Here is an 18,927-nt window from a genome sequence, read left to right on the forward strand (position 1 = left end):
ATATGCAAGCGGAAAGTTGTCTGGGGTTGCCGGATGGGCCGAGGGGACTATGGTGCGCGGCCTTTCCCGGATATGGCTCTCGAACGCATTCTCACTCACCCCGGCGGCGCGCATAAGGACGAGTTCCTCGCCTGTAGCCTTCTTGTTGCCGTCCACGGCGTCGAAGTGATCCGCCGCGAACCGGTGGCCGCAGATCTGGAGGATCCGGCGACGGCGGTGGTGGATGTGGGCGGCGAACACGACCCGGCGAAGAACAATTTCGACCATCACCAGTTCCCGGCCGATCATCCGCCGGTCTGCGCGCTGAGCTTGGTGCTCCAGCATCTCGGTCTGTATGAGGATGCCCGGGCCTTCTGCGATTGGCTGGAGCCTGCCGAGTGGTTCGATACCCGTGGTCCGAACGTCACGGCGAAGTGGCTCGGTCTCGACCGGGACACACTGGCCAAGCTGAACTCGCCGATCGACGTCACCTTGCTTCGCCGTTTCGCGAAGACCTCGCGCTTGGTTCCCGGAGATCCGATCTACGAGATGATGCGCTTCATCGGCGAGGACTTGATCGAGTTCCTGCGCTCGCTGCGCCAGCGTCTCGACTTCGTGGCGGAGCATTCGCAGCTCTGGCAGCTCGGTGATCAGGAGATCCTCTTCTTGCCGCGGACCGAACCGATCCCCGAGGAGCCCTCTTCCGGGATCGGCCGTTACCTTGAATCGATCGGCAAGAGCAAGGAGGTCGTGGCGCTGGTCTATCCCGATCGCCGTGGCAGCGGCTACGGTCTCTCGCGGCACAATGACGCGCCCGCTTTTGACTTCACACGGATCGAGACTCAGGAAGATGTCCACTTCGCGCATGCCCGCGGCTTCGTCGCCAAGACCTCGGCGGCGGATGAAGCCCGCCTCCGTGAACTGCTGGAGATTGCGCGCGTGCCCTAGGTTCCAGATGCCCGCGTGACGCTTCCGTCACGCGATGGTGATCCGGGTGACGGAAGCGTCACGTGGTGCCGCTTCGTGCAGTTAGAAGGTGTCGGTATCGACTCGCAGCCTCCCGGCCGCGATGCCCCTTCCTTCCGACCCTAGCCCTTCGCCCCTCCGTCCGCGGGAGTGGTTTCATCTCGCCGTGGCTTGCGTCACGAACTTGGCGGTATTGGCCGCGCCATGTCATGCATTCCCGGACAAGGGCCTGCCCGCGATGGCGCCGTATGCGGACGACCTGATGCTCGCCGCGCTGCTTCTCGGTGGGGAAGCACCCGAGACAGCGATGCCTCCGAAGATGTCATCGGCATTCGTGTGGCAGACCCCGGCGCGCAAGCCCTACTGGCGTTCGCCAGAGCCGCCCAAGGGGCGTGCCGTTCTATTCCAATCCGCCTGGCGCATGCCGGTGCAAAAGGTTCCGGTGGCGGCAGTCGAGCCCGCACCCGAGCCTTGGCAGCCTGCCTCCCTGCCAGCGGGGAGCGATCCGGCCCAGCCGTCCGGAGTCTTCGGGTCGCTGCCGATCGAGCAGCAGATCGGCAACTGCACGGTGACCGGAGAGGTGTCCGACTCGACCACCTTCGAGCCGATCAAGGGAGCGATCGTCGATATCGTCGGAACCGGCCGCACCGCGGAAACCGATGCCCAAGGGCGCTTCCGGATCGATGGTCTGCCCGCGGGCGATTTCATCGCGGAAGCCTCCGCATTGAATTACAGCGCGGTCACCATGGGGGTCAGCCCAACTCCCACGGGAGCGGCCGAACTCCGCTTCGGCTTGAAAGTGAAGCCTGCGGATAGCGGGGCCGAGGAGTATCAGCTCGAAGAGGAAACGGTAAGCATCGAGTACTCCGAGAACACGCAGGGAGATTTCAATCTCACGCTCGCTACCGAAGCACCTTCGATCACCTCCGGCGTGAACCGGGACGACTTCGAGAAGACAGCGGTGAGCGATGCAGGCGAGGCGATCGCCAAGGTATCGGGCGCCAACATCGTGGACGGAAAGTATGCGGTGGTCCGCGGCCTGGCGGATCGCTACGTCACCACCACCTTCAACGGTGCCCAAGTGGCATCGGCAGATCCTTCCCGCAAGGCGATCCAGCTCGACCTCTTCCCGACCAACGTCATCGAATCGATCGGGGTCGATAAGACCTACTCGCCGTGGCTGCCTGCGGACTTCGGTGGTGGTGCGATCAATATTCTCACCCGGGCCTTCCCGACCGAACGGATTCTCGAGATCAAGGCGGAGGTCGAGTACAACGATGCGCTGGAGGACACGATGTATGTCCATCCGAACCGTGACCTCGGCTTCTTCGGCAATGTGACCCACACCATGCCGCCTTCCCTGGAGGGTAACGGTGGCTTTCTCGATCCTTCGAACACCTCGCCGGATCAGCTCGAACGGCGCTGGTCCGCGCTGCACCGCTCGCAGAGTTTGCTGCCGGCGACGGATGATGCCGAGCTCGATCAATCTTACGGGCTGACTTACGGGGAAACCTTCGACCTGGGGCGCGGCAACCGCTTCGGCCTGATGACCGCCTTCGGGCAGAAATCGGGAGACGACACGAACACGGGTGAGAGCGTTCACAACCCGGTGCGGGATTATCTGCGCGATGAATATACGCGGAGCGTCGAGTGGTCCGCGTTCATCTCCGGTGCCTTGGAGTTGGGTGAAAACCATGTCGTCTCCGCGACCTACTTCCGCAAGCACATCGCGGAGGACACCACCTCGCGCTCCAGCAATATCATCCAGGATAGCGAGAGCCTGCGTTACGGGGCGCTTGCCGGGTCGCCTGATGTGGACATCTCGGACATCTTCGGTGGTGATGCGGTTTACTACGGCGAGTCCTGGGACATCACGACCACGCTGCGGGATCTCGATATCTGGCAATTCCGCGGCGAGCATACGCTGTGGGACCGGGGTCCGAAACTGGATTGGAACGTGACCACCAGCGGTGCGGAGGAGAACCGGCCCTACTCCACCCACTTCGAGTATGGCGTGCTCGATTTCTCGCAGCGTGCGCTGCAGCCTTATATCGATGCGGCCTATGATGCACTGGATGCGGTGGCACGCGACGTGGCATCGGCGGTCGGTGCTGATCCGGCAACCGCCACCTGGTTGGGAATCCGCGAACAGGTGGTGAACCTGATCGGTGAAGAAGCCACGGCGGCAATCGAAGATCAGAACGGGCTTCCGCAAGTGCGCCAAGGCGGTCCGCTCCGTCTGCCGACCGTGGTTCACGGTCCCTATGTCGGTGCGCGGGATGGCAGCCAGGTCAGCAGCCGGCGTAGCGAGCGGACGCTGGAAGACGCCGCGGAGCAGCAGGTGAATCTGACATTCCCATTTTTCTACGACGACTCGGATGACCGCCTGGTGGAGCTGAAGGTGGGCGCGCGCCACTTCAGCAAGAAGCGCGAAACCCGCACGCGGCTTTACGACATGTATTTGCGGAGCGACGGCGGCAGCGGCTCGGGCTTTACTCCTGATTTCCTCACGCAGATCTCTCCGGATGGCCGGACCTGGGGCCAAGTCTTCGCGGAGAACCCGGATCTGCTGGTGCAATATTTCAACGGGACCCTGCAAGGAGGTCCCTACTATCAGAACGCGCTCAACACGCGCGGGGTGGAAAACGTGCTGACCGAACTGGAGCAGCGTGCCTTCTACGCGAATCTCCGGATGCAGTGGGACAAGGCCTTCATTACCGGCGGTGTCCGGCAGGAAACGGAGGACTATACCATCGACGTCCTGCCGAATCCGGAGTCGGCCTTCGATGACGATGAGATCGCAGCCTTCGGATGGGAGCGGCGCGAGAGCCAGGACGACCTGCTGCCGTCCTTCGCGGCGGGAAATTCGTTCTTCCGTGACAAGCTGCATGTGCTCGGTGCCTGGTCGGAGACCATCGCCCGCCCGACCTTCTGGGAGTTCGTTCCCACCGTCAGTGTAGACCAGACGACCGGGATCTCCCGGCGGGGCAACAGCACCTTGTTCCGCACCGGGATCACGAACTCGGACCTCTCGTTCACCTTCCTGCCGAACGACCGCATGACCCTGCGGACAGGGTTTTTCCATAAGAACCTGACGCGTCCGCTGGTGACCTTCTACGAACCGACTTCAAGCGGGGTGGAGATCCTCTACAAGGACGCTTACATCGACCCTGCCACGGGGGCGGCCACCGACTACACTGCCACCATCAGCGGCATCGAGGTGGAAGGCGAGCTGAACGAGCTGGGGCCTTTCAGCTTGAAGGGGAACTTCACCTACATCGACGCGGAGCTGAGTTACTTCTACGAAGTCGACGGGCAGCCCGAGGCGGTCACGAGCCAACTGCCTTACCAGCCGGAAATCATTCTGAACGGTACGCTGAGCCATGTGTACGAACCGTGGGATCTTACCACCAGCCTGGTGCTGAACTACACGGGCGGCTATCCGGTGATCCTGAAACGCCGAGCGAACGACTCCGAGGTAACACGCGAGGCGCTGACGACCTTGGATCTCGTGATGAGTAAGGAGATCGAGCGTGAGGGTGTGGATCTGACCATCGGTTTCGGCGTCAAGAACCTGCTTTCGAGCGACGATCAGTATACCTACGAGGGACGCTCCTACAGCCAGGAGTTCACCGGTCGCTCCTACTGGCTGGAGGCGAAGGCGCGGTTCTAACAGGAGTCGGCCTGCTGCCGGCGCTTCGATGTGACGTTGGTGTCACATTCCATTGGTTATCTGTCGCTTTCGTCACCCAAGGAGATGTGACGCTCGCGAAGGGTAATCCGATAGACGGATCGCATTTCAAGAAATGCCAATCCAATGAAAGCACCTCGCCTCACACTCCCCAAGCACTGGCTGACCGTTCTCCTCGGTTTCGGCCTTGCGGCCAGCCAAGGTCATGCGGCCCAGATCGGCGTCTTCACCGATGCGGATCTCACCGAGTTCGATCCTGTCCTCGGCGTGCGCGTGCTGAAGGCCTCCCAGACTTGGACGGCCGACAACCAATACATCCTGACCGACCGTGTCTTCATCAAGAACGGCCAGACCCTCACGATCCAGCCCGGCACGAAAATCTACGGCTCGGTGAACGAAAACGGATCCGGCAAGACCGATGACAGCGTGGGCGCCCTGATCGCCTGCCGCGGTGGTCGCCTGGTGGCCGACGGCACCGCTGCCAACCCGATCATCTTCACTTCCATCCGTGAGCTCGAAGTCGAGACCGGTGTGGATTCTCCGTTTGATCCCGATAGCACCGTGGGGCCTGCCCCGACTGCCGCCGACGGCGGCCAGTGGGGTGGCGTGATCCTGCTCGGCAACGCTCCGATCACCGTTTCCGACAACCTCGGCGCAAACCTCGGCCAGGCCGAGATCGAAGGCTTCCTGCCCGCCGGTTCGCCCTCCAACGACGGCGACAGCCGTGCCGACGCGATAGAGTACGGCCCCGACGGCAACTTCCCTCCCGACCCGACCGACGACTCCGGCATCATCCGCTATGTTTCGATCCGCCACGGCGGCTACGAGTTTGAAACCGGCAAGGAGATCAACGGCCTGACCCTCGGCGGTGTCGGCTCCGGCACGATTATCGAGCACGTGGAAGTCTACGCCAACAGCGACGACGGCGTGGAGTTCTTCGGCGGCACGGTCAACACCAAGTATCTGGTGATGGCCTACAACCAGGACGATAGCTTCGACATCGACATGGGTCATACCGGCACGCACCAGTTCTGGTTCTCGGTGCAGGCACCGGGGATCGCGGATGGCGGCGGAGAGTGGGACGGCATCGAGTCGAACCCGAGCAACGGCACCAACCAGGCCGCGGGTAAGAACGCGGGCCTGCAGTTGTCCAAGCCGATCATCTACAATGCGACCTTCATCGGCGCGGGCGCCGCGGCGACCCCGACGGTGGAGAAGGGTAACCACGGCTTCACGATCGAGGACTACTTCAACGGGGAGCTCTACAACTCGGTGATCGACGACTTCTCCGGGGACCTGGTGAACCTGCGCGACGGGGCGAACTCGACCGGTGCGACGCCGGCGATGGCGCACAACACGGTGGGCCGCTTCGGCGGTGGCACGCCGGGCTCGAACCAGACCTACATCACCGGCGTGAACAGCTTCAACCTGTTCTACAACGCGCTGGGTCAGGTCCAGAACGGGAACTCGGCCGCGAATACCAACCCGCAATACAAGACCTACACGCGGAACGGCTCGAACGTTCTGACGGCGATCGACCCGCGTCCGGCGGGTGCCTCGCCGCTGCTGGCCTCCAATGGTGCCACGCTTCAGACGGGTGCTCCGGTGGCGACGAATTACCGCGGTGCCTTCAGTGCCTCCTCGAACTGGGCGGCTGGCTGGACCAAGCTGTCCAAGTCCGGTGTGCTAACGAGCGATCTGAATCTCGGTGCAAACGACGTGAACGTGGTGGGTGATACCAGTGTGACCACCTTCGACGCCACGCTCGGTGTGCAGGTGCTGACCGGCACCAATCAGGTCTGGACCGCGGACAAGACGTACATCCTGACCGATCGTGTCTTCATCAAGAACGGCCAGACCCTTACGATCCAGCCGGGCACGAAGATCTACGGCTTGACCCGTGAGAACGGTGCCGGCAAGACCGATGACAGCGTGGGCGCACTCATCGCCTGCCGTGGCGGCCGCCTGGTGGCCGATGGTACGGCTGCCAATCCGATTATCTTCAGCTCGGTCAAGGAGCTGGAGTCGATCCGCGGCACCGACGTGGACGGCGATACGGTGGTCGCTAGTGCTCCGACTGCCGCCGACGGCGGCCAGTGGGGTGGCGTGATCCTGCTCGGCAACGCTCCGATCACCGTCTCCGACAACCTTGGCGGTAATCTCGGCCAGGCCGAGATCGAAGGCTTCCTGCCTGCCGGTTCGCCCTCCAACGACGGCGACAGCCGTGCCGACGCGATCGAGTACGGCCCCGACGGCAACTTCCCTCCCGACCCGGCCGACGACTCCGGCATCATCCGCTATGTCTCGATCCGCCACGGTGGCTACGAGTTCGAAACCGGCAAGGAGATCAACGGCCTGACCCTCGGCGGTGTCGGCTCCGGCACGATCATCGAGCACGTGGAAGTCTACGCCAACAGCGATGACGGCGTGGAGTTCTTCGGCGGCACGGTCAACACCAAGTATCTGGTGATGGCCTACAACCAGGACGACAGCTTCGACATCGACATGGGCCACACCGGCACGCACCAGTTCTGGTTCTCGGTGCAGGCACCGGGGATCGCGGACGGCGGCGGCGAGTGGGACGGCATCGAGTCGAACCCGAGCAACGGCACCAACCAAGCCGCGGGCAAGAACGCGGGCCTGCAGTTGTCGAAGCCGATCATCTACAACGCGACCTTCATCGGTGCGGGTGCCACGGCGACACCGACGGTGGAAAAGGGCAACCACGGCTTCACCATCGAGGACTACTTCAACGGGGAACTCTACAACTCGGTGATCGACGACTTCGCGGGGGACCTGGTGAACCTGCGCGACGGGGCGAACTCGACCGGTGCGACGCCGGCGATGGCGCACAACACGGTGGGCCGCTTCGGCGGTGGCACGCCGGGCTCGAACCAGACCTACATCACCGGCGTGAACAGCTTCAACCTGTTCTACAACGCGCTGGGTCAGGTCCAGAACGGGAACTCGGCGGCGAACACCAACCCGCAATACACCACGTATACCCGCAGCGGTTCGAACGTGCTCACCGCGATCGATCCTCGTCCGGCGGCTGCCTCGCCGCTGCTGGTCTCGAACGGTGCGACTCTTCAGACGGGGGCGCCTACGGCCACGACCTACCGCGGCGCTTTCGGCGCGGATAACTGGGCCTCCGGTTGGACGAAGCTCTCGACCAGCGGCGTGCTGGTCGGCGGCGGTAGCACTCCCTCCGACTTCGACACCTGGGGTGCCGCGAACGGAGTCAGCGCAGGGAACCTCACCGGTGACGTGGATGGCGACGGCGTGACGAACGAGTTCGAGTATGCCTTCGGTCTCAATCCACAATCCGGTGCTTCGTCCAACGCATTCTTGGCTCAGGTGAACAAGGCAACCGGCAAGTTCAGCTATACGCGCCGCGCTGTCAGCCTGACCGGCCTCGAATACAATATCCTGACCTCCTCGACCCTCGCAGGTTGGACGGAAGATGCGGGTGCGACGCAGGTCGTAACCGGCACGGTCGGCGATATCGAAACGGTGGAAGTGACCTTGAGCCCGGCGCTTCTTGCGGAAGGCAAACTCTTCATCCGCGTCGAGTTCGAATAAGCAAGGGATCTGACGAAACCGTCACATCGGGGTCATCGGCAAACGCCGGTGACCCCTTTTTCTTGGGGGGCGTTACCCCGCCATGCGTCTGACTTCCCTCCTTCCCGGTGTCGTTTTCGCCACCTTGCCCCTGATGGCGCAGCAGCCTGCTGCGCCCGCGAAAGGGGCAGAAGAACTCCGTGCCTCGGTCAAGGAATGGATCGAGACGATGCAGAAGATCCAAGTGGAGGAAGACTCTTGGGAGAAGGACCGCGAAGTCCTGCAAGGCTATAAGGAAGGCCTCGAGAAAGAGATCGAGGATCTGAAGGAGCAGATCGAGCGTGCCAAGACCCGCAAGGAGGGCGGCGATACCCAGTCGCTGGACAAGCTGGCCGAGCGGGATCGCTATGCGGCCGCTCAGGATGAACTGGCAAAGCAACTGCGCGTGCTCGAAGAAGGCTTGGCGGCGAAGCTGCCGATCCTGCCCGAGCCGCTCAAGCAACAGGCAAAGGTCGCCCTTGCTGTCGAAACCCTTCAGAAGGGAATCCAGTTGCCGCCCGAGAAGCGCGGGGAGGATGTGTCGAAGCGCCTCTTCAATGCCGTCGAACTCATGGCGGATATCGAGAAGTTCCAGCAGGGCGTGCACGTGCACCCGGAGCTTCGCAAGGATTCTCAAGGTCGGGAGTTCAAGGTGCAGGTCGTCTATTTCGGTCTCGCGATGGCCTATGCGGTGAACGAGGACGGCAGCTTTGCTTTGACCGGTCGTCCCGCCGCGGATGGCTGGAAGTTCACCGAACGCAACGAACTCGCCCCCCAGATCCAACAGCTCGTGGCCTCCGCCACCAGCGAGAAGGACGCCACTTTCAGCCAGCTCCCGCTCATCCAACCATGATCCACCGTTTTGTCACCGGGGCCTTGCTGGGCCTTGCTCTCATCCAGATTTCTTCGGCCGGTGCGCTCGAAGAGGCCCGCGAATCGATCAAGAAAGCGGCGGGTGAATTGCTATCCACGCAGAAGGAATACTCCGACCTGCGCCTCGGTCTCTACCGCGAGGTGAACCGTCTCGATGACGAGGTCGTGAAACTTGCCAAGGAGCTGCGCACGCTGGAGCGCGACGAAGAACTCCGCACCAGCAAGGTGCGAAGCCTGGAGCGCGAGATCGAAACGCGTAAGGCGGACGTGACCTATGCCTCCGACGTACTGGCCCAGTATTCGAAGGCGGTTGTCACCCGCCTGCATCCGGCAGAGAGCCAGCTCTACAAGCAGGCGATCGAGAGTGCCGATCAGAAGGCCATGGCGGCGAGCGATCCAAAGTCCGTGGTAGCGGAACGGTTCAAGATCCTGGAAACCGGTCTCGCGCGGCTCGGATCAATCGCAGGGGGGCATCGCTTCGAAGGCAAGGCACTTGGCCGTGCCGGACGGGCGATCGAGGGCACTCTGCTCCTGGCTGGCCCCGCGGTGCTCTTCGCTTCGCTCGACAAGTCCTTCGAAGGCGTCGCCTCCGCCGCCGATACCGGGGCGAATCTCCCGGCCATCGTGCCGCTGGCCGAGACCAATGGCACAATCGCGAAGGCGATCGAGACCGGCGAAGGGAATGTGCCGCTGGATGCGACCAATGGCCGCGCGATCGAACAGGCTCTGAAGAACCCGGAAGGCTCGCACGGTGGCGGAGCGATGGAGCACGTGGCGCTCTTCGGCGATATCGCGAAGAATATGATGTTCGACGGTTGGATCGCGATCGGTGTCTGCGTACTGATGATCGCGACTGGCTGGACCGTGGCGGCGAGGAAGTTCTTCTACCTGAACAAGGTTCAGAAGGGCACGGAGGAGTTCATGCACCGCTGGAGCCAGCTCTCGAGCGATCTGACGGCGATCGATCACGGCGATCCGGGCAGCATCAAGAGTCTGGGAGGGAATGCCGACAACGAGGCGCAGGAACTCCTGAAGAAGTCGCCGTTGTATGAAATCTACCACATCGGTTCGGAAGAAATCCGCCATCGCCTGCAGCAGGACCGCATTCACAAGAAGGGTCTCTCGGGTCGCTCGATGCAGGCGATCCGCGCGGCGCTCGACGCCGGTCTGGTGCGGGCCCAACACAAACTCACGAACGGCCTGATCTACCTGACCATCAGCATCGCCGGCGGTCCCTATGTCGGCCTGCTCGGCACCGTGGTGGGCGTGATGATCACCTTCGCCATCATCTCGAAGGTAGGCGAGGTGGACGTGAATGCCATCGCGCCCGGTATCGCCTCGGCTCTGCTCGCCACGGTGGCGGGCCTGATCGTGGCGATTCCCGCGCTGTTTGCTTACTCCTATCTCAATAGCCGGATCAAGAACGTGGTCGGGGAGATGCAGGTCTTCATCGACGAGTTCATCGCGAAGATGGCGGAACTCTACCAAGGCTCCGATCACCCGAACGCGGCCCAATTCGCCGCCACCGATAAATCCTAACCTATCGAAGTCATGGCCTCTGCCGACGACAAGAGTTTCGACGACATCAACGTCACCCCGATGGTGGACCTCTATCTCGTGCTGCTGCTCATCTTCATCGTGATGACGGCGGCGGGAGTGAAGGGGATGAAGGTGGAGCTTCCCAAGGCCAGCGACAAGGCCGTGAAGAATCTGAGCGTGCCGAAGATCCAAGCGATCACGGTGGACGCCGAGGGGAAGATCCAGCTCAACCAGACGCAGGTCACGCTTGAGGAACTGGAGAGCAAGTTGAGCGCGATGAAGCTGACCACGCCGGACATCCCGGTGGTGGTGCGCGGCGACAGCGCCTCCCAGTATCGCGAGGTGATGGGTGTGCTTTCCGTGCTCGGCCGTCTCGGGATCGATAAGATCGGCCTGGCAACACAGAAGCCGAAATAGGTTTCCGGATCATGGCTCGCCCTCCAGCCCCGCGACCCCGCAAGACCCGGCAGCGACTCGTCGTTGGCGTTTTGCTAGGCATCGTCGTGCTCGGAGGTGCGGTGTCTTTCCTTCTCTTCGGCGGTGATGACAAGAAGGAGAAGGAAGAGATCGTGATCGTGGATCTCTCCTTGCCCCCGCCGCCTCCTCCGCCCCCGCCGCCTGCGCCTCCGGAAGAGGAGGACATGTCGGAGCCGGAACCTTCGGAAGTATCGGAGGATATCGCGGAGGCGGATGCTCCCGAGGAGATGTCGGATGACAGCGCGGCCTCGGATGTCGATCTCGGTATCGACATGGGCGATCTTGCCTCGGGCGGATCCGGGACCTTCACGGTCAGTGCGCCCCGGGTCGGCAAGCGCGGCCTGGGTGGCGGCGGTGGTGGCGATAGCCTGATGGGTGGCGATGTGGATTCACCTCCGACTCCAGTGAGCAAGATCCAGCCGTCGATCCCGAGTTCGCTGCAGAGCAAGGGAATCGGGGGGAAGGTGCTGATTGCTTGTGTGGTGGATGAGAGCGGCAAGGTCGTATCGACCTCGATCAAGCAATCCTCCGGGCATGCGGAGCTCGACAAGGCTGCGGCGAGCGCCGTCTCCCGCTGGAAATTCAAGCCGGCCACGAAGGGCGGGCGCAACGTGCGCGCCAACTGCCTCGTGCCTTATAATTTTGAAGTGAAGAAAAAGTGATGCGCCGTCTCTTTCCCATCCTCCTCGCGCTCGCGCTGCCGGCTCCGGCACAGACGATCAATGCGCCTTCGATTCTGTATCGTGACCCGAAGTTCCTGAAGGACTTCGTCGGAAGCTACGGGATACTTTCCGATGTAGAGCCGAAGATCTCCGCCGACGAACAGGCATTGCTCGGCAAGGTGCAGGATCTCTTCGGCAAGAACCAGTTCATCGCGGCGGAACAGGAGGTGGTACGCTTCGTCAAGGAGACCGAGGCGCCGACAGATCCGGAGAAGAAGCCGGGCGAGATCAGCGCGACGATGGTATTCGTGTTGGGTAATCTCTATTTCGCGTCCGATCGGACGGATGAGGCGCGGCGTGCTTTCAATGAGGCGATCCGGCGTTTCCCGCGTTTCCGCCGCGCGCATACGAACCTCGGCCTGCTGCACATCTCGAAGAACGAACTGGCGCAAGCGCTGCCGGTTTTGCAGAAGGCCGTGGAACTCGGCGAAACGAGCCCGCGTGTCTATGGCATGATGGGCTACTGCTACATGCAGGATAAGAACGCGTTGGCCGCGGAGAATGCTTACCGGCAGGCCTACCTGCTGGATCCACAGAACCGCGATTGGAAGGTCGGCCTGACCCAGGCCTTGGTCCAGCAGGAGCGTCTTGAGGAGGCGACCAGCATGCTGAACACGATGATCACGGAGAATCCCGAGGATCGCCAGCTCTGGCTGCAGCAGGCGAACGCGCTGATCGGCCAAGAGAAGAAGATGGAAGCCGCGGTGAACCTCGAAGTGCTGCGTTTGAAGGGGCAGGCGAGCGAGAGTGAATTGAATCTCTTGGGAAACATTTACATGGAGCAGGGTGAAGCGCAGCTCGCGCTCTTCGCCTACCTGGAAGCGATCGAGAAAGCACCGAAGCTGGACGTTCAGCGAGCGTTGAAGTCCGCGCGGATCTTGAACGAATACGGCTACCCGGAGAAGGCCGAGGCTTTCGTCGAGAGGGTGGCCAAGATGGGTGGCCTCAGTGCAACGGATCTTCTGGAGCTCGATCTGGTCCGTGTGAAGATCGCCCGTAGCAGCAACGATGTTGCGAAGCTGGGAACACTCTTGCGCGATCTGTTCAAGCGCGATCCGGGCAATGCCGAGGTGTTGCTCGAACTGGCGAAGCACCACGATGATCTGGCCAAGAACGAAGCGGATGAAGCGAAGCGCGGGGACGATCTCGGCGAGGCGAAGGTTCACTACAAGCTCGCGCTGGAGAAGCCGGCGGTCGCCTATCAGGCGAACCTTGGCATGGGCCAGTTGCTGGTGCGTGAGAAGCAATACACCGAGGCCATGCCCTACATCGAGCGGGCGCTCTCCCTGAAGACCGGGGATAAGGCCAGCTTGGAGCAGTACATCAGCCGCGTGCGTCGTGCTGCGGACCGCGAGAACCAGCGCAAGGAGCGCGAGGCCAAGGAGCGGGCTGAAGCGGATGAAGCCGCGAAGAAGCCCAAATAGTCGATCTCCCCATGAAGACAGCTTTCACTTTCGGAGGAGCGCTGATGCTGCTGGCTCCTCTCCATGCCAACGAGGCGCTCGACGTGCTTGAAGGAAAGAAGGACCCCGCCTCCGTGGTGCTACCTCCCGTAGAGGGTGCGGCTGCCGCCGAGGAGGGGGTGCCGGTTGTTCCGCTGGGTGACGAGTGGGCGCCGAGCCCTCTGGATCCGGTATGGGCCCGGGCCGTTCTTTTTGAAGATCCTTCGAATCCATGGGTTCAGCAGGTTGCGATCGGTGGGTTGTTCCACTGGCAGGGAGCTTGGGGGCAGGCGACACCGGAAGGTGGCCGGGAAGTGGATCTTGATGGCACCCGGACCCGTCGCGCCCGGCTCGGGGCGCGCCTGAAGGCTTTCCGCAATACCGAGATCGAGGCCGTGGCGGAGTTCGCCGGCGACTCGAACTACAACGGCATTGAGCGGCTCCAAGGCAAGACGACCTTCCTAGAGAACGGTTACGTGAAGTACGGCAAGATGCGGCCCGGTTTTACGACGGAGTATCGCACCGAGCCCCAGCAATCGCTGACTCCGGAGAGGTCCTTTTTGGTGAACATGGTGGCTCCCGCCGCCACGCTCGGCCTGATGGTGGGGCAGGACACGGATCGCTGGGATTGGGGCTTGGGCTGGTTCTCGTCCGACAACGACTCGAACATCCCCGGCGTGAAGGGCGATGGCTTCCTGCTGGCGAACCTCGCCTTGGAATCCTGGGAGAAGGCCGAAGGCGGTTCTCCGATCCGCACCCGCTGGCATGCCGACTACATCTACAACTTTGATGACAAGGGCAGCCCGGCGATCCCGCGGTACAACGTGGCCGGACGTCGCTCGGCGAATGGCAATCAATTGATCGCGCGCAATCCCGCGTTCCAGCACCTTTTCTCCACCGGCGTTGAGGTCGAGCAGGGTCAGTTCGGCTTCGCCGGCGACTTCATCATGGCCCGGGGCGACACGAATGCATGGGGGCTCTCCCTCACGCCGAGCTACTGGGCCCTGCCCGGCACGCTGCAGATCGTCGGACGCTACCACTACGCCGACACTGACGAAGCGGATGGGCTTGTCGGCGGTATGGGAACGGGTTCCGATCCCTACTTCGATAGCACGCCGGTCTTCACCGGGGACGAGTATCACTCCTTCTATCTCGGCGCGAACCTCCATCTCTACAAGGACGAGCTGATCCTGATGAACGGCCTGGAGCACGTGCTGCTGAAGGACCAGTCCGGCGGCGGCTTCGATACGGATGCCTGGATCTGGCACTCCGGTGCGCGCATGAGCTTCTAACCAACGCCTTCCCGATGAAAACGGCTCTGCTCCTCCTCTCCCTCGCGCTTCCGCTCTCCGCTTTCGATCAGGAAAGCTACGGTCGTGCGCTCAATGGCTGGCATCACGACGGTCAGGCGCGCTACTCGCTCGATGGGGCGCAGTACCGCACCCGAAAGCCGCTGGTTACCACGAACGAAGCCGGGGAAACCACGGTGAAGGTCACGGTGATCCAAGTGGCCCGCGGCTGGGCCGATATCCCCTTCGACCTCGAAGTGATCTTCGCGCCGAATGGATCTGCACAAAGCTCGCGGATCATGGGAACCCCGCGCGGCCACAAGGTGGACACGGGAGTGATCAGTCGTGGTCAGGCACCGGCTGCCCCGGCTGAGGGTCAAGCGCCATCCCTGAGCACGCTTGACCAGATGAAGACGGATCTCTTCGCCGCCTTCGAGGCGCAAGCCGGGGCTGCTGCCTCCGGGAAGGAACTGCGGAGGCGGGACCTGATCTCGCGGAGGGCGGGCGAGGTGCCGGTGGATGTCACCGCTCTCAGCGCCGGTCTCCGCTACAACCTGGATCTGATCCTCGGACAAGGTTCCGCTTGGCGAGGCAGCGTGAAGTAAGGTGCTTCCTTACATCACCTGATTCACCAAGGTCTCGCCCTTCTGATAGAGGGCGAAATTGTCGAGGAAGTGCTGGATCAGCACCTTCGACTCGCCCCCCTGCCCACCGGCGGTGTGCGGGGTGATGTAGCAATTCGGGAAGGTCCAGAGGATGTGGTCATCCGCCAGCGGCTCCGGGTCGGTCACATCGAGCCATGCCGCCCCGACTTGTCCTGATGCGAGTGCCGCGGCCAGGTCCTCCTGATTCACCGTGGTGCCGCGACCGATGTTGTGGAAGATGACACCCTGCTTCATCTTGCTGAAGCGGGCGGCATTGAACCACTGGCGCGACTCGGGGTTGTCCGGGAGAATGTTGATCACGTGATCCGCATCGACGAGGGCGGCATCCACTTCGGCTGGAGTGACGATCGTCACCTTCTCATCGCCACGAGGAGCGCGGCGCATGGCGGTGATCTTCATGCGGAAGGGGGCCAACAATTCGACGAGGCGCTCGGCGATCGCGCCGTAGCCCACGATCAGCAGGGATTGTCCCTGCAGCAGGCGGCTGTTGGCCCGTATGGCATTCCACTCCGGCACGCCGTTCGGGCAGCGGGTAGCCAAGCCGATGGGAAGCTGCCGGGCATTCGCCAGCATGAAGGCCATGACATGCTCCGCGCAGGCGTCGTCATAGACGCGCGAACTGTTCGTCACGGGGATCCCGCGCTCTTTCACTGCGGCACGGAAGTCGGCGGTATCGTAGCGGGTGTAGCCTGCGGTGCTGACCTGCAGCCACTTCAGCTTGCCGGAGGAGAGAACGGCATCGGTTCGCGGTTGACCCAGCACGATGTCCGCTTCCTGCATCAGCGGATCGGTCGGCACGTCCGAGAGCACCGAGGCCCCGGTGGGGGCGGGGAGAAGCAGTTCGTGCGGCGCGATGCTCTGGCGCAGCCAGTCGATCAGTTCCGGTGCGGCCTGCAGATCCGTGAATACCTTCAGCGTGGACATGGGGCGACCTTTGACGGCCCCGGGGTCGGGGGCAAGCGCGTTGGCGGGCATGTCCGCCCCATCGGCCTATCGGGAATGCACGCGCTGCCTCAGAACGGATCGTCCGGATTGCCCCATTCGGGCCGGATGTTCCATTCCTCCACCAGATTGCGCGGGAAGTCGTCGAGGAAGCGGGAGGGCCGCTGCAAGATGTCGCCGGTGTAGGACTTCGGGTTGATCAGGGGATAGCTCAGGTAGAGCTCGTCCTTCGCCCGGGTGATCGCCACGTAGAAGAGACGGCGCTCCTCTTCCAGTTGGTCCGGGTCGTCGGACTCCAGGATGCGTCCGTTCGGGAACTGCCCGTCCGCCAGCCAGATCACGAACACCACCTTCCACTCCAGCCCCTTGGCCTGGTGGATCGAGGACAGCATGACCTTCTCGTCGTCCTTCTCCGCCTTGTCCCCGGTCGGTTCCCCATCCGCGGAACTGAGCAAGGAGAGCTGCGAGAGGAAATCGAGCACGTCGTCGAAGTTTCCGCCGTAAGCCATCAGTTGCTCAATGTCGCTACGACGGTTGTCGTAGTTGTCGAAGGAAGCTTGGAGGTAGTCATTGTACATCCCCTCCAGCACGCTGAAGACCATGTTCGAGGGCCGGGCAAAGGTGCCATGCGGCGTCATCTCGTCGAGGATGTAGCCGAACTGCTCCCAGTGCTTCGCCGCCTTCTTCGGCGCCTTCATCTTGGAGAGCTCCTCGCTCCAGGTCGGGATCTCCTCCGTTTCCGCCCAACCGCTGGCCAGCCAGTCACGCCAAAGCTTGTCCGCGCCCGCCGCGCCGATTCCCGGCATGAGCAGGCAGATCCGCTTGAAGCTCGTCTCATCGCGACGGTTCGTGACGAAGCGGAGGAAAGCCGCCACGTCCTTGATGTGCGCCTGCTCGAAGAAACGCAGGCCGCTGGTGATCGCGAAGGGGATGCCGCGTGCGGTGAGCTCAAGCTGGATCTCCAAGGACTGGAAGTGTGCGCGGTAGAGCACGGCCATCTCCTCCAGCGGGATGCCTTCGTCGCGCAATTCCAGCATGCGCTGGGCGACGAAAGCCGCTTGGGTGGACGGATCTTCCAGCGGGACCAAAGCCGGCTTCACCCCGAGCTGGGGGCGAGCCGAACGCAGATCCTTGTCGAAGCGCGCGCGGTTCACACGGATCGCGGCGTTCGAGAGGTCCAGGATCTCCGGCACGCTGCGGTAGTTCGTCTCGATCTTGTGGACTTGGCAGCCCGGGTGCCGCTCGGGGAAGGACAGGATATTGCCCATGTCCGCGCCACGCCACGAGTAGATCGACTGCGCGTCATCGCCCACTGCCATCACGCTGGCGCCGCCGCCCGCCAGCAGGTCGATCAGCTCGCTCTGCACCGCATTGGTGTCCTGATACTCGTCCACCAGGATATGGCGGAAGCGCTTGCGGTAGAGATTGAGGAGCTCTTCATCCTGCTGGAAGAGCTTCAGCGTGAGCACCAGCAGGTCGTCGAAATCCATCGAGTTGGTGTCCTTCTTCCGCTTCGCATATCCGGCCTGTGCCTGATGGATTTCCTTCTCCCATTCGTCGAAGTAGGGGTAGCGGTGACGGATCACATCGGAGAGCGACTCGCCCGTGTTCTCGACGAGACTGAACATCGTGGCTAGCACGTCCGCCTTCGGGAAACGTCGCTGTTTGGTATCGATATTCAGAGCTGCAATCACTCCGGTCATCAGCGACTTCTGGTCGTCGCGGTCGAGGATCGAGAAGGACTTGGTGAAACCCAGCACCTCCGCATGGCGGCGCAGGATGCGGTTGCCGATCGAGTGGAAGGTTCCGCTCCACAGCGCGGAGACATCGTGCGGTACCAAGTGGCGGACCCGTTCCGTCATCTCGCGCGCCGCCTTGTTCGTGAAGGTCAGCAGCAGGATGTTCCGCGCCTCCACCTTGTTATCGAGCAGGTAGGCGACCCGATAGGTCAGCGTGCGGGTCTTGCCCGAGCCGGCACCCGCGATCACGAGAGCGGCCCCGGGCGGAGCCGTCACGGCGGCGTATTGCTCGTCGTTCAGCTCGGCCCGGTAATCGATGCCGGATGTCGGTCCGGCGGTGTGCCGGTGCAGCGTGTATTCGCGCGCCATGTGGCGGCTAGCTTCGCGGATTCCGCGCCGGGATCAAGGGCGGGGTGGGACGCTTCAATGTTGTTTCGGCATCGGGGTGCTGGTCAGGCGGTCGATGTAGGCCAGCAGCAGGGCGGAAAGCACGAAGGCCAAGTGGATGATGACCTGCCACATCATCACTTCGCCTTTCATCCGCTCCGCCTCGATGAAGGTCTTGAGCAAATGGATGGAGGAGATGCCGATCAGAGCGGTGGCCAGCTTTACCTTTAGAATACCGGCATTCACGTGCGAGAGCCATTCCGGCTGGTCCGGGTGCTTGTGGAGGTTCAGGCGAGAAACGAAAGTCTCATAGCCGCCCACGATGACCATGATCAGCAGGTTCGCGATCATGACCACATCGATCAGGCCCAGCACGGTGAGCATGATCTCCGTTTCGGTGATCCGGTTCGCCTTGCCCACCAGGTGGGTGAGCTCGATCAGGAAGTGGTAGACGTAGACGCACTGGGCCACGATCAGGCCGAGATACAGCGGGGCCTGTAGCCAGCGGCTGAAGAAGATCAGGTTACCGAGAGTGCGGTGACCGGGAAACTGGGGCTTGGTAGCGTGAGAGAGGGCGGCTTCGTTCGAGGAGTCCATGGATTGGCTGGCGAATAGG

13 protein-coding genes are annotated in these 18,927 nt (G+C 62.5%); 10 read left to right on the forward strand and 3 right to left on the reverse strand.

Annotated elements, in window-relative coordinates; translation table 11 throughout:
• The first annotated feature begins 72 nt into the window (after positions 1–72).
• The 10 genes from OJ996_RS01350 to OJ996_RS01395 all read left to right on the forward strand — a co-directional run bounded on the left by OJ996_RS01350 (position 73) and on the right by OJ996_RS01395 (position 15,183).
• Positions 73–927, forward strand: a complete 855-nt coding sequence (locus tag OJ996_RS01350) for an MYG1 family protein (RefSeq protein WP_264510375.1) — start codon at positions 73–75, stop codon at positions 925–927.
• A gap of 184 nt (positions 928–1,111) precedes the next feature.
• Positions 1,112–4,618: a carboxypeptidase regulatory-like domain-containing protein gene (locus OJ996_RS01355; RefSeq protein ID WP_264510377.1), complete on the forward strand. Its 3,507-nt coding sequence runs from the start codon at positions 1,112–1,114 to the stop codon at positions 4,616–4,618.
• Between the two features lie 144 nt (positions 4,619–4,762).
• A complete protein-coding gene (locus OJ996_RS01360) occupies positions 4,763–8,218 on the forward strand; it encodes a beta-helix domain-containing protein (protein ID WP_264510379.1) in 3,456 nt (1,151 codons plus the stop codon).
• Positions 8,219–8,300: 82 nt separating this feature from the next.
• Positions 8,301–9,089 carry a DUF3450 family protein gene (locus tag OJ996_RS01365; RefSeq protein ID WP_264510381.1) on the forward strand — a complete coding sequence of 263 codons (789 nt, stop codon included), beginning with the start codon at positions 8,301–8,303 and terminating at the stop codon, positions 9,087–9,089.
• The gene (locus OJ996_RS01370) at positions 9,086–10,648 is read left to right on the forward strand and encodes a MotA/TolQ/ExbB proton channel family protein (protein WP_264510383.1); all 1,563 of its coding nucleotides are present in this window, start codon (positions 9,086–9,088) and stop codon (positions 10,646–10,648) included. The genes OJ996_RS01365 and OJ996_RS01370 overlap by 4 nt, the downstream gene beginning before the upstream one ends.
• Before the next feature lie 12 nt (positions 10,649–10,660).
• Entirely contained in the window at positions 10,661–11,065 is a 405-nt protein-coding gene (locus OJ996_RS01375; protein ID WP_264510385.1) for an ExbD/TolR family protein, read from the forward strand.
• Between the two features lie 11 nt (positions 11,066–11,076).
• Complete coding sequence (locus OJ996_RS01380; protein WP_264510387.1) at positions 11,077–11,787, forward strand: energy transducer TonB; 711 nt, start codon at positions 11,077–11,079, stop codon at positions 11,785–11,787.
• Positions 11,787–13,271, forward strand: coding sequence for a tetratricopeptide repeat protein (locus OJ996_RS01385; RefSeq protein ID WP_264510389.1), 1,485 nt, complete (start codon positions 11,787–11,789; stop codon positions 13,269–13,271). The genes OJ996_RS01380 and OJ996_RS01385 overlap by 1 nt, the downstream gene beginning before the upstream one ends.
• An 11-nt stretch (positions 13,272–13,282) precedes the next feature.
• Complete coding sequence (locus OJ996_RS01390; protein WP_264510392.1) at positions 13,283–14,581, forward strand: porin; 1,299 nt, start codon at positions 13,283–13,285, stop codon at positions 14,579–14,581.
• Between the two features lie 14 nt (positions 14,582–14,595).
• On the forward strand, positions 14,596–15,183 hold the full coding sequence (locus OJ996_RS01395; protein WP_264510394.1) for a hypothetical protein: 588 nt from the start codon (positions 14,596–14,598) through the stop codon (positions 15,181–15,183).
• 9 nt (positions 15,184–15,192) lie between these two features.
• On the opposite strand, the gene OJ996_RS01400 is transcribed toward OJ996_RS01395, so the two are convergent.
• From OJ996_RS01400 to OJ996_RS01410, 3 genes are all read right to left on the reverse strand, one after another.
• On the reverse strand, positions 15,193–16,167 hold the full coding sequence (locus OJ996_RS01400) for a D-2-hydroxyacid dehydrogenase (protein ID WP_264510396.1): 975 nt from the start codon (positions 16,165–16,167) through the stop codon (positions 15,193–15,195).
• A gap of 89 nt (positions 16,168–16,256) precedes the next feature.
• Positions 16,257–18,293, reverse strand: coding sequence for an ATP-dependent helicase (locus tag OJ996_RS01405; RefSeq protein WP_264510398.1), 2,037 nt, complete (start codon positions 18,291–18,293; stop codon positions 16,257–16,259).
• A 54-nt stretch (positions 18,294–18,347) separates the two neighbouring features.
• Positions 18,348–18,908 carry a TIGR00645 family protein gene (locus OJ996_RS01410; RefSeq protein ID WP_264510400.1) on the reverse strand — a complete coding sequence of 187 codons (561 nt, stop codon included), beginning with the start codon at positions 18,906–18,908 and terminating at the stop codon, positions 18,348–18,350.
• Positions 18,909–18,927: the final 19 nt, after the last annotated feature.

The sequence above is a fragment of the Luteolibacter rhizosphaerae genome (assembly GCF_025950095.1).
GTDB classification, from domain to species: domain Bacteria; phylum Verrucomicrobiota; class Verrucomicrobiia; order Verrucomicrobiales; family Akkermansiaceae; genus Haloferula; species Haloferula rhizosphaerae.